Here is an 18,289-nt window from a genome sequence, read left to right on the forward strand (position 1 = left end):
AGTAGTTTCACGCCGTGCCCCGAATGCTGTCGTCGCCCGAGGATCGTCGCGCCAAGCTGCTGCAGAGCGGCACCGGTCTGGCCCTGATCGCCGGCTGGGTGGTGCTGCTGCTGTCCCTGCTGATCTGGGGTGGGTCCGGCGCTTACCTGCCCAGGCCTGCGGGCATCGACTTTCTGGCCGAGGACTCGGACCACTCGGCGCTCGGTGGATGGGTGAACGCGGTGGCGGTCATGGTGGCGGCGGTGCTGTGTGCGGGGCTGCCCAGCGAGCGTCACGAGCCGCGGGTGCTGTGGGGTGCGTTCGGGCAGGTGTTCGGTGGGGTCATCGGGGCGGTCGTGACGTACTACGCGTTGCTGCTGTCGGCGGTGGACGAGGGCACGCGCCTGTGGGTGGCCTACGCGCCCACGGCGGTGCTCGGGGTTTCGATGGTGGTGCTGGGCCTGCTGTACCAGTGGGTGCCGTGGCGGGTGCGGGCGTTCGGGCCGGCGCTGGCCTGGGGTGTGCTGACGCTGCTGGTCACGCTGTTCTGGTAGGGCGGCGGGCCTCGATCAGGGTGCGGGTGGAGTGGGCGACGAAAGGCTCTCCCCCGCGCATGGTCTCGTCCAGGGCCCGCAGGTGGGGTTCGTAGCGGGCGACGGTGAAGCCGGGCACCCACCACACGCAGCGGCGCAGGATCCACACCACGGCCCCCACGTCGTGGAACTCCATCCGGCAGCGAGCGGTGCGCAGGTCGACGACCTGCAGGCCGGCGTTCGTGGCGTCGTCGCTCTCGCGCCGGGGGTCGCGGACGTGGGTCTCGCGCGGGAGCGGGCCGAGGAAGTGCTCGATCAGCTCGAACGCGGAGGCCGGGCCGACGTGCTGGGCGAAGTAGGTGCCGCCGGGGCGCAGGACGCGGGCGATCTGCGCCCAGGCCGGGCGTACCGGGTGGCGGCTGGTGACCAGGTCGAACGTGGCGTCGGCGAACGGCAGGTTCTCGGTCGAGTAGTGCACGACGTTCACCCCGCGCGGTGTGAGCGTCTGCGCGGCGCGGGCCAGGTTCGGTGCCCACGCCTCGGTGACGGTCATGTGCGCGGGCAGTTCGGGTGCCCCGGCGATGATTTCCCCGCCGCCGGTGTCCAGGTCCAGTGCGCTGTGCGCGTGCGCCAGACGCTGGGCCAGTTGCCCGGCGTACCCCCAGGGTGTGCGTTCCTCGGTGGCCCTGCCCTGCAGCCAGGAGAAGTCCCAGCCGGTGACGTCGGCCTGCTCGGCCTCGGCGACAAGGTCTGTGTAGGGGCGCATCTCACTGTCCCAGCAGGGCGAGGGCGGCGTGGGTGTTGTGCTCGGCGATGCTGCGGGCGAAGGCGCGGTCGGGGAAGTCGCCCTCGAGCAGCCGCAGCGGACCTGCGACCAGGGACAGGCGCATGGCCAGGCGGTACAGGTCCATCCGGGGCCCGTCGAGTGGGGTGCGCGGTGCGAGCAGGCGGTAGCGCTCGCCGAACCTGATCTCCAGGAACACGTGCTCCCACTCCACGTCGAAGAACATCAGCCCTTCGATGTCGATCAGCACCGCCCCTGAGCCATTGGCGGGCTCGGCGGTGAGCAGGACGTGGTCGGGGCCGAGTTCGCCGTGGATCAGCGCGTACTCCTGGCGGGGGCTGATCCTGGCATGCAGGTCGTGCAGCCTGCGGGCGAGCTGCTCGGCGACGGCGGCGATCCGGGGTTCGCGGCCGGCGGCTTCGGCCACGTCACCCAGTGCGCGTTCGAGGACGAGGTGTTCGCAGGTGGGGCCGTACGGCTCGATGCCGAGCCGCAACTGCTCGAGCGTGCCGTAGGTGGGGGCGCGGTGGGCGTGCACGACCTGCAGCGTCTCGGCCAGGCGCCGGGTGATGGCGTCCCCCTGGGCCGGGTCGCTGTCGTACAGGGCCTCCAGCGTTCCCCCGGCCTGGTCGGCGACGACGGCGACATCGGCCGGGAACACCTGGTGGCTGTCGTCGGCCAGGTAGACGTGGAGCGTGGGCACCCCGAGCGCCTGGAGGGTGTGAACGGCGTCCAGGAACCGCGGCATCCCGTCCGCGGGGGTGAACGGGTCCCGGGGATCCTGGGTACTGACCGACGGGCCGGGATCGCTCGAGGGGCCCACGGGCGTCCAAAAGTTCTCCTCGTCGGCCCAGCTGTACACGACGGCTGACGCTGGAACCCCCGTCAGGCCCACCCGGTAGACGCCCTTCTTGGTGCCCCCACGCAACCGCTGTACCCCGGTGATCCGCTGCTCAGGCCCGAACGCGGCGCGGATGACGTCGGTGAGGTCGTCGGCAGTGAGGGTTCGGCGCGGGGTACTGGGCACCCAGGGACGCTAGTGCAGCCCCTCGTGCGGGGAACAGCGAGTTTCGCGGGGGCCCAGTCAGGGCTCTAGCTCAGGCTGGGGCGTTCGGCGGGGCGGTTTCCGGCTACCCGAGGACGCCGGCGGGCGGGTTTGGGCGCCCTGGTCACCGGTGCCGGGCGGACAGTCGGGCTCGTGGTGTTCAACTGCTCGTTCAACTGCTGCGCGAGGCGGCGGGCCTCGGCCACGGCCGCGTCGTGGGCCTGCTGCAGGGTGGCGAGCTGGTGGGTCTGCTGCTCGTGGCGGGACTGCCAGTCGGCGGCCGTCTGCTGGTGGCGTTGCTCGGCCTGGTCCAGGCGTGCGCCCAGGTCGGCGGCGCGCTCGGTGGACTGCCGCAGCTCAGCGCTGGTGGTGGCCAGGTGCAGGTCGAGCTGGGTGATCCGCGAGTGCTGGTCCTGGGTGGTCTGCAGGACCTCGGCGTGCTCGCGGCGCAGGGTCTCCAGGGCGGTGCGGGCGGCCTGCAGTTCGGCCTCGACCTGGCCGCGGGCCCGTTCGTGCTCGGCGATCTGCTTCCACGTCTCGTCGCGGGTGGCCTGGAGTTCGGCCTGTGCCTGGCGGGCGCGTTCGAGGGCCTGGTCCTTCTCCTCGCGGTCGCGGCGGGCGGCGGCGAGCGCCTCGCGTCGGGCCTGTTCGGCCTGTTGTTCGGCCTCGGCGGCGCGGGTGGCCTCGGCGTGGGCCTGCTCGGCCTCGGTCTCGGCGGCCTGGACCCGGGCCAGCGCGCCGTTCTCGGCCTGCTCGAACCGGGCCATCAGGCTGGTGAGCTGCTCGCTGAGCTGCCGGGCGGCGGGCAGGACACCCGCGGTGGCCTCGCGGGCCAGGGCCAGGGGGTCGGCCACCGCGGCCAGGTCACTGGCCCGGCGCTGGCGGGAGGCCGCGTCGGCGTGGGCCTTGGAGCAGTAGCGGGCCCGTCGCCCGCCCTTGGGCCGGCCGAGTTCGTCGCGGGGGCGTGGCGGCAGGGGCTCTTCGCAGCCGTCCAGGCCGCAGGTGGGCCGGACGTCGGGCTCGGGGGCGGATTCAGGGCTTTTCGTGCTCACCCCGGAAGTCTGGCGCATCCTGTGCCCCGTCCTCAGCACTGGCCCGTGTCTGGGCCTCAGCGTGGGCGTGGGCTCGGTAGCGGGTGATCCATTCCTGGTTCACGTGGTCGCCCTGGCGCTGGTGGCGGGCGACGGGTGGCTGCGCCGGTGCCTCGAGGCCCAGCGCCTGCAGGACCCGTGTGGTGGTGCCGGTGAGGTCGGCGGTCAGTTCCTCGTACGTCACCCGGTGCGGGCTGACGCCGTTGGCGCTGAACCAGTCCTCCCAGCCCTGCTGGTGTTCCTGGATCAGGTGCAGGTGGTGCTCGATGGCGTTGGCGTCGAACGTGGGCCGGGCACCGGTGGGCTGATTGCTGATCTGCCCGCTGATCTCTCCGTCGCCTCCGGCGTACCACTGCTGGGTCTGCTCGGCGCGTACCCATGACACCGCCTGGGCCAGCACGTCGCGGCGGCTGAGGTGCACGAACCCGACCCGCCCGAACGCCCGGCGCAGCACTGCGAGGTCTCCTGCGGTCGTGGCAGCGCCTTCGGCGTCGGGGTAGGCGTCGGCGAGTCTGGCGGTGAGTTCGCCGATGGTCCCCCACATCAGTTTGGCGCCGAAGACCCCGTTCGCGGTGCGGCCGGCGGCGAGCGCGGCGGTGACGAAATCGGCGTACGGGTAGCCGGTGCGGGGAAGTTGCCAGCGCTCGGCCCACAGTGCTTCGTCGGGTGCACGGAAGTACGCCTGTGGTCGCCCGGCGCAGCCGCTGGATGCCAGAAGGCCGAGGAGGAGGGAGCTGCCGGTGCGGGGTGTGGCGCAGACGAAGTACGCATCGACACACATGGCAGCCACACTGACCCGCTGGCAGTGAGTGTGTCCACTGTCTGACGGTCAACCCGGTCAACTGGTGCAGGCCGGGACCTGGCGGGATGACAGGTGACACGTGCGGGCGTCAGCATGGGCGCCGTGGTCATCCCCTCCAGCCCCGACCTGGATCCGGCCCGGCCCGCGGAGTCTGCTGATGCCGCGGCCCTGGCCCGGCAGGCACGCCGTCTGAGCGCCTGGGCGCGGGTGGTGCTCGTGCCGGTCGCCGTGATCGGTGCCGTGCTGTCGTACCAGAGCCTGTACAAGGCGGCCGAGCCGACGTTCGGTCCCTATCTGGCGGCGGGTTTCCCGTTGCTGGTCGACCTGCTGATCCTCGGCGCCTCGCTGCAGTACGTGGCGGGGGCCAAGGTGGGGCGGCCGATGACGGGGTGGCGTCTGACCGCGCACTGCGGGGTGGCCGGGACGCTGTTCCTGAACGCGCTGGCCTCGCGGAACCTGGGTGAGGTGCCCTGGCACGTGACCGCGCCCGCGGTGTGGGCGGTGCTGGTGGAGCTGACCGGCAAGCAGGTCCTGGGCCAGTGGAAGGCAGCCAACTTCGGGCCCAGCGCCTCGATCGCGCCCTCGTTGTGGCTGTCCGCGCCGATCGAGTCGGTCCGCACCCGCCTGCTCATGGCCCGCACCGGGGTGGCCGACGCCCACCAGGCCCGGATCGGTGTGGGTATGGCGGCGGCCGCCCGGGAGGCACTGAACCTGTCACTGCCACGCCGGGTCAATGCCCGCCGCGACGCCAGGCGGGTACGGCGGGTGGTGAACCGACAGTTGCGCGCGGGCAGCCTGGCCCCCTCCACGGTGATGGACGCGGTGGGCTGGACCGGCGCCGACCAGCACCCCGAGCGCAGCCCCGAGTCGATCCTGCGCGCAGTGGTCCAGTCCGTCCTGCGCCCCGAACCCGACATCCCCCACCCGGCCAAGGGTGCCCAGGGTGAACAGGAGGCGCAGGCCGCGCCGGCGCACCGCGTCCTGGTACTGCCGGACAGCGACAACCCGTTCGATACCGCGGTGCCCGCCACCCCCGTCCTCAATTCTGCTGTGACTGCACCTGCCACGCCTGCCGCACCTGTGCCACCTGTGCCACCTGTGCCACCTGTGCCACCTGTCATGTCTGACACAGCCGCCCGACCGGTGGCTGTGACTACGCCGGCTGAGCCTGCCACTCAGATGCCCTTCGAGCCGACACCAGCTGTCCAGCCGACCCAGCCGACCCAGCCCACGCAGACGTCCCAGCCGATCGAGACGGCTGAGACGACTGAGACGACTCAGCCGGTGCCGACGTTCACTGCGGCGCGTGACCGGGAACGCATTGGTCTGTGGGCTGCGGCGCAGGCCCGTACGAGCGTCCCCGAACCTGAGCCCTCCGTGGGCTCGGGTCCCGGCACGTCGGAGTGGGCCGAGGACTCGGGTGACTCGGGCGACTACCCGCCGGAGTACGGGACGGACGAGCGGTACCCGGGGACGGCGGTCAGTGGGCGCCCGACGGTCAAGCAGAAGGAGGAGCGCCTGGCCGTGGCGGCGGGGATCGTGCATGCGCGTCCGGAGATCACCGGCACCGAGCTGCGGGCCGAGCTGGAGCGGCAGGGGTGGCTGGTCAGTGACCGCACCGCCGCCCGGATCCTGATCGAGGCCCGCAAGACCTCTCCGCTGCGCGCCGTCCAGGCCTAGACGCACCTGGTTTACGTCTGGTTCCAGGCTGGTGGGGGGTTCAGCTGAGGCCGAGGTGGGCGTGCAGGCGTGCGTAGGCGTGGGGCGGGTTGTTGGAGAGGTTGACCCACGGCTGGAACCCGCATCGCTTCCACGTCGGCGGTCAGGTCGAGCGCGTCGCTGGTGAGGGTGTGCTGGTCGGGCTGGTCACGGACCGGCCGCAGGTGCTGCAGCACCAGCTCCACGCGGGCGGGCGCGGTCAGGGTGGGGGCGGTGTCGCAGAGCCGGTCGAGGTTCTCGTCGGCCCAGCACCGGTTCTCGACCATTCGCGCCCGGGCCCCCGGCTGCCGAAGAGGGCCATGGGTCAGCGGACCCCGAGGCGCACGCACAGCTCGGCGTAGGCGCCCTGCGGGTCGTCGGCCACGAATGACCAGGGCATGCTGTGGTAGCGGTGGCGGGTCTGTTCCAGGTGCCAGCGGCCCCGGTCCTGGAAGCGGCTGCTGGTGCCGAGGAACCAGCCGAACAGGTTGTGTGCGCGCAGGGCGTGCGCGTGGGTGGGGGCCGGGCGGCTGCCGTCCCCGGCCCACTTCCACGAGGCGGCCATCACGGCTTCCTCGTCGTCCATGCGCGCTGCTTCCGGGGAGGGCCCGCCGGGGGTGTTGCGGCCCATCATGACCGAGCACAGGTACTCGGCGTGGGCCAGCGGCAGCATCGCGACCAGCGGGTCGCCGGGCGGGGCCTGCTCGGCGACGCTGCGCCCGAAGTCGAACATGAGCTCGTCGCTGCCGTACCACTTGGCGCACAACGCCGTCAGCATCGCCCGGTGCGCGGCGTACAGGGTGGGGTGGGCGGCCCGGGCCACCTCGAACCGGTTCCACCACTCGTCGGAGCGCACGCCCAGGCCCAGCGCGGTGAACAGGCGGAACGTGGCGGCGTCGGGATGGTGGGGGACCATCCGCAGGGCCGCCACCAGGATCTCGTCGGCCTCGGTGAGGATCTCTCGGAAGTCCGGCCAGGCCGACTTGCGCACACTGGAGGCCGGTCCGCTGCCGCGGATCTCCCAGGCCACGTCGACCAGCGTCGTCCCCAGCAGGGCCAGCAGGTCGACCCGGTCGTCGGGATGGGTGTGCGGGTGCGCGCAGCGCTCGCGCAGCACGTCGACCGCGCCCATCAGTTCCTCGCCCATCAGCTCGGAGAGCTGGACGTGTTCCTCGGGGCGGTTACGCAGGGGGCGCAGCATGCCCAGCACGGTCTCCACCCGCTGGATGTTCACGATGTCAGAGCGGGCCGGAATGCCTGAATCTTCACGTTCCAGAACGGGCCAGAACCGGCCAGAACCGGCCAGGACCGGGTGGCGGTGCCTCAGCTGTTGCGGGCCTCCCAGGTCAGGCGGAACCGGGTGCTCAGGCCCTGGGCGGCCGCGCCGGCGGTCAGCTGGTAACCGATGCGGTAGACGCGCACCTGCCCGCTGCCGGTGGGGGCGAAACTGCCGATGCCGCTGCCCCAGTCGCTCGCGGTGCCGGCCAGGGTGTTCAGGCGGGCGCTGTACCCGGCGGCCGCGGGCGTGAATCCGCTGCAGGAGGCGAAAGAGCCGCCGCTGCTGTCGGTGCCCTCGGTCACGGTGAGGGTGAGGTAGCGCTCCAGGCCGGTGCCACTGACGTCACCGGGCGCCACGTACATCCTGACCTGCGCCGGGACGGTGCCGGTGTACGTCAGCGCGATGCACCGGCTGCCGGAGTCGCCCGGGCGCAGCCCGCTCACCGTGAACAGGGCCGTGCCGGAGTCGTCGTCGCCGAGCGCGACCGTCGCGGCCTTGAACGTGTTGGGCCCGCTGCCGGACTGCCCGGTGAACGCCGAGAAGGACACCGGGACCAGGGCCAGACCCAGCAGGAGAACGGCGGCCACGGCGACAGTGGCGGCGATGGCTGTCCGGGTGGGTGGTCGCCGCACTAGGTGTTCGTCCAGTAGTGGCGGGCCACCTGCTGGGCGCTCAGCACGCGGGGGTAGATCGCGACCTCGTCCAGGTCGCCGTAGAAGAACTCGCTGGTCGGTGGGGTGACCCATTTCTTGCCGCCGCCCCAGCGCCAGTAGCCCGAGTAGTTCTGGGGTGCGCCGGGGCTGGGGTTGGTCGCGGCGACCACCCCGTCCACGTACATGGTCATGCCGGTGCCCGGGCTGAGGGTCAGGACGCCGTGGTGCCACCGGCCGTCGTTGTAGGTGGCGGTGGTGGTGGCCGAGACGATCGCGCCGCCGGAGTAGATGCCGAAGGTGATGGTGCCGTCGTCCATCATCTTCCAGATCCGGTCGTAGATGATGGAGTCGCCGGTCATGCTGTTGCCGAAGCTGACCAGGTCCCCGCCGGTGGTGCTGCTGGTGCGGAACCACAGTTCCAGGCTGAACGTGGCCGGGTTGTTCACCGGGGTGGGCCAGTAGCCGATGCCCGAGCCCTCGAACCGCATCGCCGTGCTGGCGGCCTGGTCGCCGATCAGGGCGCCGGGCCGGCCGCCGGTCACGCCCTTGGGCCGCACGTAGGAGTACCAGCCGCGCTTGCTGCTGGCCCCGGTGTGCTCGAGCAGACGCGTCTGGAACTGGATGCCCCGGTAGGAGGTGCCCGGGGCATCGTTCAGGTGGTAGATCGCCCAGGGCCCGTCGGCGGTGAGGGTGGCGGTGTACGAGGCCAGCGAGGCCGCGCTCGCACCGGCCGTGTAGTGGGCGCTCATCCGGGCCGCGGACAGCTGTTTCGTGTACAGCACGGCCTCATCGAGGGTGCCCACGAAGTAGGACACGTCCCCGCCCAGGCGCAGGTAGCCGGTGAAGGCGGCAGCGGTGGTGGTCGCAGCGTCGGAGGCCACCTCCACACCGTCGGCGTACAGGCGCATCCCGGCGGCGCCCAGGCTGGCGCCGAGCAGATGCCAGGCGCCGTTGTTCAGCCCGCTGACGCTGGAGGTGATCGTGCTGTTGCCCACCGTCAGGGTCAGTGCACCGCTCGCGGTCATGGTGACGTACCGGTCGACGGTGGTGCTGTAGCCGGAGCCGGCGTCGCCGAAGCTGACGACCCGGGCCTCCGCGGTGGAGGTGGTGCGGAACCAGATCTCGTAGGTGAACGCGGCGGGCACGCTCATGCTGGGTGAGGCCGCGGTGGAGGAGTCCCCGGAGAACTGCACGGCGGTGTCGGCGCCCGCACCACTGCCCCCGGCCGGCCCGCCGGGCACCTGGAAGCTGGGCGTGACACTGAAATAGCCGCCCGTTGCGTTGTTGCCACTGCTGTCCAGGGCCTGGTCCGAGCCGTCGGGCTCCTCGCCCCGGTAGTACACCGACGGGCTGTCGGCCTTCACCACGTCGGGGTAGGACGGGAACGACGCTGCTGCGGTGAAGTCGTTGCCGCCGTTGTCGGACGTCGAGGTGAAGGCCGACAGCAGGTACCGCACCGGCGGCACCGGCGCCGTGGTCAGCACCATGGCCAGCACTACCGATGCGATCAGGGCGCAGCCCAGCACAGCGAGCACCCGCGTCGCTACTCTGGCCCCTCTGGTCTTTCTGGTCTTTCTGCCTGTCGGCCGCATCTTCCGCATCACTCCCGGCCCCGGACGCCCCAGACGCCCCGGACCATCACACCCGGCACCCGCAGTTCGACCCTCCCGTCAAGCCGCACCTGTCGCTGGCTCCTCGGCCGCTGGGGCGCGACCTTGAGCCTTCTGGTGGCTCCGGGCCGGTTCGGTGCTGGTTCGGTGCTGGTTCGGTGCTGGTTCGGTGCTGGTTGGGGGCCGGTTGGGGGCCGGTTGGGGGCCGGTTCGGTGTTGGCGGAGGTGAGCGTGCCGGTCAGTCGACTCAGTCGACTCCGAGGTCGGCGTGCAGTTGCGCGTAGGCCTGGGCCGGTTCGTCGGACAGCCAGCACCAGGGCGGGCCGCTGATCCGGTGCCGGGTCTGCTGCAGGTGCCAGCGGCCGCGCTCGCGGTACTGGCGGCTGTTGCCGAGGAACCACGCGAACAGGTTGTGGGCGTCCAGGGCATACGGGTGGGGCGGCGCCGGCCGGGTTCCGTCCCCGGCCCACTTCCAGGAGGCGGCCATCACGGCGTCCTCGTCGTGCAGCCGGGCCGCCTCCGGGGAGGGCCCGTCGGGCCGGCTGCGGCCCATCTGCACGGCGCAGATGTATTCGGAGTGGGCCAGGGGCAGCATCGCGACCACCGGGTCGCCGGGCGGGGCCTGCTCGGCGATCTGGCGCCCGAACCCGAACATCGCCTCGTCGCTGCCGTACCACTTGGGGCTCAGCACGGTCAGCATCGTCTCGTGCGCCGTGTACAGGGTGGGCTGGGCGGTGCGGGCGGTCTCGAACCGGGACCACCATTCGTCGGAGGAGACTCCCAGGCCGAGGGCGGCGCTGAGGCGGAACGTGGCCGCCCCCGGGTGCTGGGGGTAGATCCGCTGGGCCTGGGCCAGGATGTCGTCGGCCTCCTCGAGGATCGCCCGGAAGCGGGGCCAGGCCGACTCGGGCACGGTGGAGGCGGGCCCGGTGCCCCGCACGTCCTGGGCCCGGGAGATCAGGGTGTTGCCGAGCAGGGTCAGCACGTCCGCCCGGTCGTCGGCGGGGGTGCCGGGGTGCTGCAGGAGCGCCTGCATCGGTTCGACGGCCAGGCTCATGTTGATCACGCTCGAGGCCTGGACGTGCTGGTCGGGCCGGTTACGCAGCGGATGCAGGTAGGGCAGCAGCAGGTTGAGCCGGGCCTGCCCGTCCTGCCCCTTCACCGCGGCGCACAACTGGTCCAGGGACGGGTCCTGCCAGCACATGTGGTGAACGACCTGGGACATGACCCGATCGGTGCCCCGGGACGCCGACCAGGATGCCGGGGCACCGGACGATGTCCGCCGGCCGAGACCGAAACGCGCCATGGCCTCAGATCACCCGGCCCGTGTGTCCGGTGGGGTTCTTGATCAGCGTCATAAGTCCTGAGGCTATGGCCCACCCGTGTTCACCGGCGCCGGAACCCGGCATTCCGCACTCGCCTGCTCGTTTCCGGACCTGGGCGACCTTGTCCGATAACGCGTAAGCGCGTCGTTTTACTAAATCGCGTTGCGCGTTACGCGATGAAGTGAAGTAGCTGGGTAGGTATTGAGAAGGAAACTTCTAGCTAGTTGATCTGCGGGGACGGCTGCAGAGGAGAGGTGCGCGTGATCCGGGCGGGAAGAAGGGGTTACGCGAATGCTCCAGGCGGGCTTCGACGCCACAAGCCGGTTCGTTCGTCCGCCGAATGCTGAGAAATGGACCGGGGGCCGCTGTCGTGGGCGCAGCCGTGCGTGGCGGTGACCGCGCAAAACGGATAGTGCCCACCGTTGCCGTCCTGCTTTGATCAGGAGCATGCCGGATCTGTTCACGCCCCGCCTGCAGTTACATCCGATCGACGTGGCCGAGGGAGAGCGCATCCACACCCGGACGGCGGGCCCCAACGACACCTGGGCCGACGACTTTCCCTTCGACGGCGACGTCGCTGCGGCCGGGGCCTTTCTCCGCACGACCACGGCCCTGGGGCAGCAGCAGCCGTTCGGCTACTACCGGATCACCCGCCGGTCGGACGGAAAGGCCGTCGGAGGGATCGGTTTCAAGGGGCAACCACAGCACGGCAGCGTCGAGATCGGCTACGGCCTGGCCGGCTCGGCCCGCGGCCACGGATACGCAGCCGAAGCCGTCACGGTCCTGCTGACCATCGCCGCAGGCCACGGGCTCAGCAGAGTGCTGGCCGACACGGACAGGGCCAACGTCGCCTCCCAGCGGACCCTGACCCGCGCCGGGTTCCACCGTGTCCGGGCCGAGGGCGAGGTCCTCTTCTACGAAGTGCAGCTCGCTACCGGACGTTGATCCCGATACTGAGGGCACTGAACCATGAGCTGAGCGTCAAAAGTTCTGCGTCGGCGGACAGCTCGGCCGCCCGGACCTTCGATGTGTATCGCCGGGAGAATGGCTCTGACAGAAGATTGGATCCAGCACGGAACGTCAGGGCCGGGCACGGTGGCGACAAGCTTCCTGCCCCCACCGAACCAACTGTTCGGCCCCGCCCGAGCCGCCGTCCTCAATTCGGTGTTGTTCGGGGCTGGCCTGGTGCGCCGAACCAGCGGGTGAGGTGTTCGTTCAGGTCCTGCTGGTCGTCGCCGGTCCAGGCGATGTAGCCGTCGGGGCGCAGGAGCAGGGCCGGTGTTTGCGCGGCCTCGGTGACGGCCGGGTCGGCGAGGCGGTCGACGCGGGCGGGCCAGCCGTCTGTGTTCAGCCGGCCGGTGCCGTCGACGAGAAGGCCTCTGCCGGCGTGCATCAGGCTGTACAGCGGGCCGTTGCTGCTGGTCTCGATGTCGGGTTGTCGTCGTCCCAGCAGGTCGGGGCCGGGGCCGAAGTCGTAGCGGAGGTCGGTGGCGGTGATCTTCGCGGTCAGCCGGCGGTTCACCTCGTCGATGTCCATGAGTTCGGTGAGCAGGCGGCGCACGGCCTGGGCGCCCGGTTCGGGTGAGAAGAGGTGCTGCTGGGCGCGGGTGTTGTCGAGGACGTCCGCGGCGACCGGGCGGCGTTCTGCCTGGTAGGTGTCGAGCAGCCCGGGCGGTGCCCAGCCGTGCACGTGGGCGGCGAGTTTCCAGCCCAGGTTGAAGGCGTCCTGCAGGCCGAGGTTCAGGCCCTGCCCGCCGATGGGGGGATGGATGTGCGCGGCGTCGCCGGCCAGCAGCACCCGCCCCACCCGGTACTGCTCGGCCAGTCTCGTGGCGTCCCCGAAGCGTGAGAGCCAGCGGGGGGAGTGAATGCCGAAGTCGGTGCCGGCGACGGCGTGCAGCTGGCTGCGGAAGTCCTCGATCGTGGGCGGCTGTGCGGGGTCGGTGATGCCTGCGGCGGGAAGGACGATGCTGTAGATCCCCTCCCCGAAAGGCCTGACCCAGAACGGTCTGACGCTGTGGGCGATCGCCTGCACCCGGGCGGCGATCTCCTGCGCGGGCGCCGCAGCGTGCATCTCACCCATCAGCGTCTGGGCGCGGGTGGGCTCTCCGGGGAAGCCCACGCCCAGCAGTTTGCGGACGGTGCTGCGGGCGCCGTCACAGCCGACGAGGTACCGCGAGCGCAGGTGCTGCCCGTCGCTCAGCTCGACCCTGACCTCCTGCTCGTCCTGCTGTACCCCGGTGATCTCGCAGCCCCGGCGCACCTGGGCGCCCAGGCGCAGGGCGTGTTCCTCCAGCAGGCGCACGATCACCGGTTGCGGGATGCCCAGCAGGTAGCCGTAGGTCGAGTCCGGGCCGGGGGCAGCGGGTTTGCTGATGGCGGCGAAGAGTCCTGCGGCGGGGCGCTTGCGGCCGTGTGCGAGCAGGCCTTCCAGGAGGCCGCGCGTGGCCAGCAGTTCGAGGCTGCGCACGTGCACGCCGACGATGCGGGTGAAGGGGGCGGGTTCGGTGTCGCGTTCCAGGACCAGCACGTTCACCTCGTGCAGGCGTAGTTCGGCGGCGAGCACTGCTCCGCTCGGCCCGCAGCCGGCGATGATCACGTCGTACGTCTCGTTGTTCATCAGGGGGTCGGCCCTTCGTGAGTGGCCTGGTGGCCGGGGGTCGTAGTGTTTGCGGGTTGATCTGTCGGTGAGTGGGTTGTGTCTGCGGGGAGCGCTTCATGGTGATCGCGATCGACAAGGTGGCCTGGATCCACGTCGTGGACGGGCTGATCCTCAGCACCCTCTCGGCCGGTAAGAGCGTCTACTACCTGCCGGGCGGTAAACGTGAGCCCGGGGAGAGCGACGTGCAGACGCTGGTGCGGGAGGTCCGGGAGGAGCTGAGCGTGGACATCGTGGTGGCGAGCGCGGTGCACCTGAAGACGTTCCAGGCGCAGGCCCATGGGCGCCCGGACGGCGAGATCGTGCAGATGACCTGCTACACCGCCGGCTACGAGGGCGATCTGAAACCGGACAACGAGATCGCCGAACTGGTCTGGTTCGGTTACGCCGACCGGCACCGGGTGTCCCCGGTGGACCAGCTGATCTTCGACCACCTGCACGAGCGCGGCGTCCTGCACTGACCCGCTGCACTGGCTCGGCTGACAGTCGGCGCCGGCCCGGCAGGACGCAGCAACGTCACGCCCGGGCCGGCGCGGCCCCTAGCTTGCGGTGGCGAGCGGTTCGAGGTGGCGGCCGAAGAAGGCTGTGGCGCTGTCGATCTCGTGGCGGGGGACGGCTGCGTGGCCGCCGGGGTTGGCGTGCAGGGTCTTGTCGGTGGAGGCGAACGCCTCGAACAGGGCCAGGGACTGCTCGCGGGAGATGAACTCGTCGTCCCACTGCGCCAGGAACTGCACCGGCACGGTGATCCGGGCGGCCTGCTCGGCGCCGGCCAGGGCGCTGCCGCAGCCCAGGACCGCTGCGCGCACGCGGGGTTCGGCGGCCACGAACGGCACTCCCAGGCCGCAGCCCAGCGACAGACCCCAGTAGCCGACCGGCCCGGCGCCCACGTGCGGCAGTTCCTGCAGGGCGTCGAGGACGGCGGTCCACTCGGGCACGGTCTGCTGGGCGACCACGGCCTGGAACTGCGCGATGACCTGCGCCCGGGGCTCGCCCTGCTCGACGCGCTGCTGGTTGCGGGCGGCCATCGGGCCGAACTGCGGATGGTCCGGGCGATCGCCGTGCCCCGGCACGTCGACGCACGCGGCGGCGGCCCCGAGCTCACGGACGAACCGGTGGGCGCGCGCCAGCACACCGGGGGCTCTCTTGTGCTGCCCGCCCCCGTGTCCGAGCAGAATCAATGGACGAGGGGACGTTGCGTCCGCGGGGGAGAACAGGACACCGGGGACCTCGCCCACGGTGAAGGACTGCTCGAGGACGCCGTCGGTGACCGACTCGTCAGTGAGGGACGATGCGGTGGAATGCATGGTGAAGCCTTTCGGGATGCCCTGGTGCGGGCCCTCCCTAGGGCTGGTAGGGGTGGGAGGCCCGGTCCGTCATAGCGTTGATCGGTCTCACCTCCCCTGTGCCGGGCACTCACGCGGGTGCCTCGTACGTTGCTGCCGGTGAAGTTACCACGCCACGCCCGCAGGTGGCGCGGGGTTTTCCGGAGCTCGCCGAATGTGGGCGTATCCACCCAGGTCGGGCAGCGTCGGGCAGTATGCCTGCGGATCTTGCTCACATCGGGTGCATAAGTGTGGCTGCCCGATCGGGCAATAACTAGCCTCGCGAGCGTGTCACCTCTTGCACCTCACCGATCCCCTTCCCCTTCTGCCTCCGCCTGGCGTCCCGCGGTCCGTGCGCTCGCGGCCGCGGCGCTCGCCGGCGTCCTGCTGGCCGTGACCGCTGTCTCCGCCGGTGCTGCCGGCCCGGTCTCCGGTGTCAGCGGGGGTGATCTGGCGGCTGCCAAGGCCAAAGCCGATGCCAAGAAGGCGAAGATCACGTATCCGCGGGCCGGGAGGAAGGCGTTCAAGGTGGCGACGGGCCGCAGTGCGGTGGCGGGGTCGCGGGGGCCGCTGCTGAGGTACCGGGTGTCGGTGGAGAAGGACATCAAGGGCGTCACCGCCAACCAGTTCGCCGCGCGGGTGGTGCAGACGCTCTCGGACGAGCGCAGCTGGGTCGGCACCGGGCAGGTGCGGCTGCAGCGGGTGCCGAACTCGGCCGAGTACGACTTCACGATCTACCTGGCCACACCACAGACCCGCGACTCGCTGTGCGGTGACGCCACCCGCGCGAACCCCGACCGGTACACGTCCTGCCGTAACGGTGACCGGGTGGTGCTGAACGTGGCGCGCTGGGCCAAGGGTGTGCCGAAGTACGGGGCGTCGCTGGAGACCTATCGCACGTACATGATCAACCACGAGACCGGGCACCGGCTGGGCCACCACCACCAGAAGTGCACCGGCAGCGGCCGTAAGGCGCCGGTGATGCAGCAGCAGACGCTGGGCCTGCACGGCTGCAAGGCCAACGCCTGGCCCCGGGTCAACGGCAGCCTGTACGAGGGCCCGGCCGGCGCCTACAACGACCCCATCCCCAGCGCCTGACCCGGCTTTCCTGCTCAATCGTGGCCCCTAGCGGGCACTTCCGGGAGATTTTAGGGTTTCGAGCCACTGCCAGAGGACGTCGGTGACCGCCTTCGGGCGGTCCTCGGGCAGGAAGTGCCCCGCGGGTTCGCCGACGTCGGTGACGGTGAGGTTGGGCAGGTGCCGGGTGCACCAGTCGGTGACCTCGGGGGTGACGATCGGTGTTCCCGGGGCGGTGATCAGCAGCTTGGGCACCGGGGAACGGGTGGCGTTGACGGCGGCTGCCTCGAGGGCTGCGTGGGTGGGTGCCGGTACGCCGGCGACGGGGATCTGCCGGGCCCAGTCCAGCAGGGCCCGCCGCGAGTGCGGGTCGGGGTAGTGACGGCGGTACTCGTGCAGTTCGTCCTCGGTCAGCGCCCGCTGCAGGGCCGCGGGCAGCAGGGTGTCGAGGAAGAAGTTGTCGTGCAGCACCATCTGCTCACCCACCTGTGGGGTGCGCAGACGCTGGAACAGCTCCCGCCCGCCGGGGTCGAACGCCTCCCAGCCGGGCAGGGGCCGGATGTGGCCCTCCATGACCGCGATCGCCGTGACCTGCCCCAGATCGCGCCGCCGACGGCGCCGCAGCAGGTCCAGCCCAAGGGCCACACCCCAGTCGTGCCCGACCACCACCAGCCCGTCCAGCCCACCCTTCTCGTCCTTCTCGTCCTTCTCGTCCTGGGCCGAGCCCTCCGGCCGCTCGAGGGTGAGCAGGAGTTCCTCGAGGTGGGCGACGTGGTCGGCGAAGGAGTAGCTCAGGTAGGGCCGGGCCGAGCGGCCCATGCCGATCAGGTCGGGCGCCAGGCACCGCCAGCCCGGCCTGCGCCCGGCGATCACGTGCCGCCACAGGTGGGAACTGGTGGGGTTGCCGTGCAGGAACAGGACGGGCCGGCCTGCCCCGGTGTCCCGCAGGTACATGGGTGTCCCGCAGGTACATGGTCGTGCCCAGGACGCCCACCATGCTCACGTCCTCCATCATGCGCGCGGCCGGTCCGTTCCGCCCGTTCCGCCCAGCAGTTCGCGGTACAGCCGGGCCGTCCGCCGCGCCACCTCGTCCCAGGTGAAGTGCTGCAGCACGCGCTCACGGTCGGCCCGGCCCATCGTCGCGGCCCGGTCCTGCTCGTGCACGAGGCGCTGGTCGAGGCCTGGACGGGCAGCTACCTCCCGCGGGTCTGGGCGGAGGTTTCGGAACATGGCAACGAAGTGCGTCGCCGGCGATCGGCAGATGGTGGACCGCGGCCCATCGTCCGGCGGCGAGGGGCGTTCACCAGCATGTCTCACGGATTGCGCTCAGCTGCCTCCGAGGCGTCCATATCTTCTGCCGCGTGAGTGTCGTCGTCCGGCCAGCTCAACGCTCGTATGTCCTGGGAAGCTCTCGGGCAGAGGACTGAGGCGAATGATGGTCCGTGTCTGTGGGTGGCGCGCAGGGTCGTGACTCCGTTCATTTCTTCACCGCGCTCGCCCGTCTGTCCGTCCGGCCCGTCCTGTGGAGAACTGAGCAGTCTGCTGGTGGTGGGCGTGCTCAGGCGGACGGCGGGTCCGGGGTGCGCGACTGGTGCGCGGCCAGGGCCAGGGCGAGCGGGCAGGGCTCCGCTCAGGACAGGTGCCCCACGTCGTTGAAGCTGATCAGGGTGGCCGGGCGGCCGGTCTCCCACTGAAGGACAGTGAGCCCGCAGTTGGCCTGGTTCAGGCCGAGCCAGCACCAGTGCGGGGCCTGCATCACGTGCCGCACGAACCAGCCGATGACGAAGTTGTGGGTGACTACCAGGTCCACCCGCTCAGCCTGATCGGTCTGACCCGCCCGACTCGCCTGACTCGCCTGACTTTCCTGGCCCGCCTGTTCCGGGCCGCTGCAGGCACTGAGAGCGCTGAGGTGCTCAACCGCCTGCTGCAGTCGCACGGCTCCGGGGTCACGCTCCTGCAGCGGTACGGCCTCGAAGAAGTCCTGGTAGCGCTGCGGGTAGTCGTGCCCGGGTCGGCCCGGCTGTGGGTCGGCGGGGAACGGGGTGCGGTCCTTGACCAGGTCGCAGGCGTGCATCGGGACTCCGGGCAGGTGCTGGGCCAGGATCGTGGCCGTCTGCTCGGCCCTTGGCAGGCTGCTGTGATGGATGGTGTCGAACCGGGTGCCTGCCAGGCGTCGCGCGAGCTGCTGGGCCTGGACACGCCCCCGATCGGAAAGACCCAGGTCGTTCTCGCCCGGGTCGGCCTCACCGGGGACGGCGCTCGCGGTGGTGAGGGTGGCGGGCCCGGGCGCCTGCTGCTCGCCGTGGCGGACCAGGTACAGCGTGGTGCGTGCCATCGGGCCCCCTGTGGTTGTGACGATTCGTGCGGCTTGGTGCACGTTGTCTACCAGCCCCCTCCGACAGTCTCGAATCCGCCGCTATCGGGCAGAATGC

The 18,289-nt window shown here is 71.1% G+C and carries 19 protein-coding genes; 5 read left to right on the forward strand and 14 right to left on the reverse strand.

The window, feature by feature from the left end; genetic code table 11:
• Positions 1 to 14 precede the first annotated feature (14 nt).
• Entirely contained in the window at positions 15 to 533 is a 519-nt protein-coding gene (locus LWF15_RS28895; protein ID WP_232814123.1) for a hypothetical protein, read from the forward strand.
• On the opposite strand, the gene LWF15_RS28900 is transcribed toward LWF15_RS28895, so the two are convergent.
• The 4 genes from LWF15_RS28900 to LWF15_RS28915 form a co-directional block, all read right to left on the reverse strand.
• Positions 517 to 1,278, reverse strand: coding sequence for a class I SAM-dependent methyltransferase (locus tag LWF15_RS28900; protein ID WP_232814124.1), 762 nt, complete (start codon positions 1,276 to 1,278; stop codon positions 517 to 519). The two genes, LWF15_RS28895 and LWF15_RS28900, sit on opposite strands and share 17 nt — an antisense overlap.
• A 1-nt stretch (position 1,279) precedes the next feature.
• Positions 1,280 to 2,323: a phosphotransferase family protein gene (locus tag LWF15_RS28905; RefSeq protein WP_232814125.1), complete on the reverse strand. Its 1,044-nt coding sequence runs from the start codon at positions 2,321 to 2,323 to the stop codon at positions 1,280 to 1,282.
• Between the two features lie 65 nt (positions 2,324 to 2,388).
• Positions 2,389 to 3,393 (reverse strand): coiled-coil domain-containing protein, encoded by a 1,005-nt coding sequence (locus LWF15_RS28910; protein ID WP_232814126.1) that lies wholly within the window; start codon positions 3,391 to 3,393, stop codon positions 2,389 to 2,391.
• Positions 3,374 to 4,213 carry a Stf0 family sulfotransferase gene (locus LWF15_RS28915; protein WP_232814127.1) on the reverse strand — a complete coding sequence of 280 codons (840 nt, stop codon included), beginning with the start codon at positions 4,211 to 4,213 and terminating at the stop codon, positions 3,374 to 3,376. Before LWF15_RS28915 ends, LWF15_RS28910 begins: the two co-directional genes overlap by 20 nt.
• A gap of 93 nt (positions 4,214 to 4,306) precedes the next feature.
• Between LWF15_RS28915 and LWF15_RS28920 the strand changes: the two genes are divergently transcribed.
• A complete protein-coding gene (locus LWF15_RS28920) occupies positions 4,307 to 5,914 on the forward strand; it encodes a DUF2637 domain-containing protein (protein WP_232814128.1) in 1,608 nt (535 codons plus the stop codon).
• Between the two features lie 11 nt (positions 5,915 to 5,925).
• Here LWF15_RS28920 and LWF15_RS28925 read toward each other — a convergent pair whose 3' ends face one another.
• The 5 genes from LWF15_RS28925 to LWF15_RS28945 all read right to left on the reverse strand — a co-directional run bounded on the left by LWF15_RS28925 (position 5,926) and on the right by LWF15_RS28945 (position 10,699).
• Positions 5,926 to 6,219, reverse strand: a complete 294-nt coding sequence (locus LWF15_RS28925; protein ID WP_232814129.1) for a hypothetical protein — start codon at positions 6,217 to 6,219, stop codon at positions 5,926 to 5,928.
• A 38-nt stretch (positions 6,220 to 6,257) separates the two neighbouring features.
• The gene (locus LWF15_RS28930; protein WP_232814130.1) at positions 6,258 to 7,166 is read right to left on the reverse strand and encodes a hypothetical protein; all 909 of its coding nucleotides are present in this window, start codon (positions 7,164 to 7,166) and stop codon (positions 6,258 to 6,260) included.
• A gap of 89 nt (positions 7,167 to 7,255) precedes the next feature.
• Entirely contained in the window at positions 7,256 to 7,798 is a 543-nt protein-coding gene (locus tag LWF15_RS28935; RefSeq protein ID WP_232814131.1) for a hypothetical protein, read from the reverse strand.
• Positions 7,799 to 7,842: 44 nt separating this feature from the next.
• Positions 7,843 to 9,399 (reverse strand): LamG domain-containing protein, encoded by a 1,557-nt coding sequence (locus LWF15_RS28940; protein WP_232814132.1) that lies wholly within the window; start codon positions 9,397 to 9,399, stop codon positions 7,843 to 7,845.
• Between the two features lie 322 nt (positions 9,400 to 9,721).
• Complete coding sequence (locus LWF15_RS28945) at positions 9,722 to 10,699, reverse strand: hypothetical protein (RefSeq protein ID WP_232814187.1); 978 nt, start codon at positions 10,697 to 10,699, stop codon at positions 9,722 to 9,724.
• A 547-nt stretch (positions 10,700 to 11,246) separates the two neighbouring features.
• Here LWF15_RS28945 and LWF15_RS28950 point away from each other — a divergent pair.
• Positions 11,247 to 11,744, forward strand: coding sequence for a GNAT family N-acetyltransferase (locus LWF15_RS28950; RefSeq protein ID WP_232814133.1), 498 nt, complete (start codon positions 11,247 to 11,249; stop codon positions 11,742 to 11,744).
• Positions 11,745 to 11,955: 211 nt separating this feature from the next.
• On the opposite strand, the gene LWF15_RS28955 is transcribed toward LWF15_RS28950, so the two are convergent.
• Positions 11,956 to 13,419 carry an FAD-dependent monooxygenase gene (locus tag LWF15_RS28955; protein WP_232814134.1) on the reverse strand — a complete coding sequence of 488 codons (1,464 nt, stop codon included), beginning with the start codon at positions 13,417 to 13,419 and terminating at the stop codon, positions 11,956 to 11,958.
• A gap of 101 nt (positions 13,420 to 13,520) precedes the next feature.
• Here LWF15_RS28955 and LWF15_RS28960 point away from each other — a divergent pair, with 101 nt between their 5' ends.
• Positions 13,521 to 13,919 carry an NUDIX hydrolase gene (locus tag LWF15_RS28960; protein ID WP_352396579.1) on the forward strand — a complete coding sequence of 133 codons (399 nt, stop codon included), beginning with the start codon at positions 13,521 to 13,523 and terminating at the stop codon, positions 13,917 to 13,919.
• Between the two features lie 78 nt (positions 13,920 to 13,997).
• On the opposite strand, the gene LWF15_RS28965 is transcribed toward LWF15_RS28960, so the two are convergent.
• Positions 13,998 to 14,762 carry a dienelactone hydrolase family protein gene (locus LWF15_RS28965; protein WP_232814136.1) on the reverse strand — a complete coding sequence of 255 codons (765 nt, stop codon included), beginning with the start codon at positions 14,760 to 14,762 and terminating at the stop codon, positions 13,998 to 14,000.
• Between the two features lie 306 nt (positions 14,763 to 15,068).
• Here LWF15_RS28965 and LWF15_RS28970 point away from each other — a divergent pair, with 306 nt between their 5' ends.
• Entirely contained in the window at positions 15,069 to 15,878 is an 810-nt protein-coding gene (locus tag LWF15_RS28970; RefSeq protein WP_232814137.1) for a DUF3152 domain-containing protein, read from the forward strand.
• Positions 15,879 to 15,905: 27 nt separating this feature from the next.
• Here the strand turns inward: LWF15_RS28970 and LWF15_RS28975 are convergent, their stop codons facing one another.
• From LWF15_RS28975 to LWF15_RS28985, 3 genes are all read right to left on the reverse strand, one after another.
• Positions 15,906 to 16,811 carry an alpha/beta fold hydrolase gene (locus LWF15_RS28975; RefSeq protein WP_232814138.1) on the reverse strand — a complete coding sequence of 302 codons (906 nt, stop codon included), beginning with the start codon at positions 16,809 to 16,811 and terminating at the stop codon, positions 15,906 to 15,908.
• Between the two features lie 57 nt (positions 16,812 to 16,868).
• Entirely contained in the window at positions 16,869 to 17,021 is a 153-nt protein-coding gene (locus tag LWF15_RS28980) for a glycosyltransferase (RefSeq protein ID WP_232814139.1), read from the reverse strand.
• A 466-nt stretch (positions 17,022 to 17,487) separates the two neighbouring features.
• Positions 17,488 to 18,192 carry a histidine phosphatase family protein gene (locus LWF15_RS28985; protein WP_232814140.1) on the reverse strand — a complete coding sequence of 235 codons (705 nt, stop codon included), beginning with the start codon at positions 18,190 to 18,192 and terminating at the stop codon, positions 17,488 to 17,490.
• Positions 18,193 to 18,289: the final 97 nt, after the last annotated feature.

It is taken from the genome of Kineosporia rhizophila, from assembly GCF_021277265.1.
Lineage (GTDB): Bacteria > Actinomycetota > Actinomycetes > Actinomycetales > Kineosporiaceae > Kineosporia > Kineosporia rhizophila.

What these genes read in the sequence shown, in the direction of transcription:
- LWF15_RS28955 (WP_232814134.1), bottom strand. Translation starts at nt 13,419, where the DNA reads ATGAACAACGAGACGTACGACGTGATCATCGCCGGCTGCGGGCCGAGC.
- LWF15_RS28950 (WP_232814133.1), top strand. Translation starts at nt 11,247, where the DNA reads ATGCCGGATCTGTTCACGCCCCGCCTGCAGTTACATCCGATCGACGTG.
- LWF15_RS28965 (WP_232814136.1), bottom strand. Translation starts at nt 14,762, where the DNA reads ATGCATTCCACCGCATCGTCCCTCACTGACGAGTCGGTCACCGACGGC.
- LWF15_RS28925 (WP_232814129.1), bottom strand. Translation starts at nt 6,219, where the DNA reads ATGGTCGAGAACCGGTGCTGGGCCGACGAGAACCTCGACCGGCTCTGC.
- LWF15_RS28945 (WP_232814187.1), bottom strand. Translation starts at nt 10,699, where the DNA reads ATGTCCCAGGTCGTTCACCACATGTGCTGGCAGGACCCGTCCCTGGAC.
- LWF15_RS28915 (WP_232814127.1), bottom strand. Translation starts at nt 4,213, where the DNA reads ATGTGTGTCGATGCGTACTTCGTCTGCGCCACACCCCGCACCGGCAGC.
- LWF15_RS28900 (WP_232814124.1), bottom strand. Translation starts at nt 1,278, where the DNA reads ATGCGCCCCTACACAGACCTTGTCGCCGAGGCCGAGCAGGCCGACGTC.
- LWF15_RS28985 (WP_232814140.1), bottom strand. Translation starts at nt 18,192, where the DNA reads ATGGCACGCACCACGCTGTACCTGGTCCGCCACGGCGAGCAGCAGGCG.
- LWF15_RS28975 (WP_232814138.1), bottom strand. Translation starts at nt 16,811, where the DNA reads ATGTACCTGCGGGACACCGGGGCAGGCCGGCCCGTCCTGTTCCTGCAC.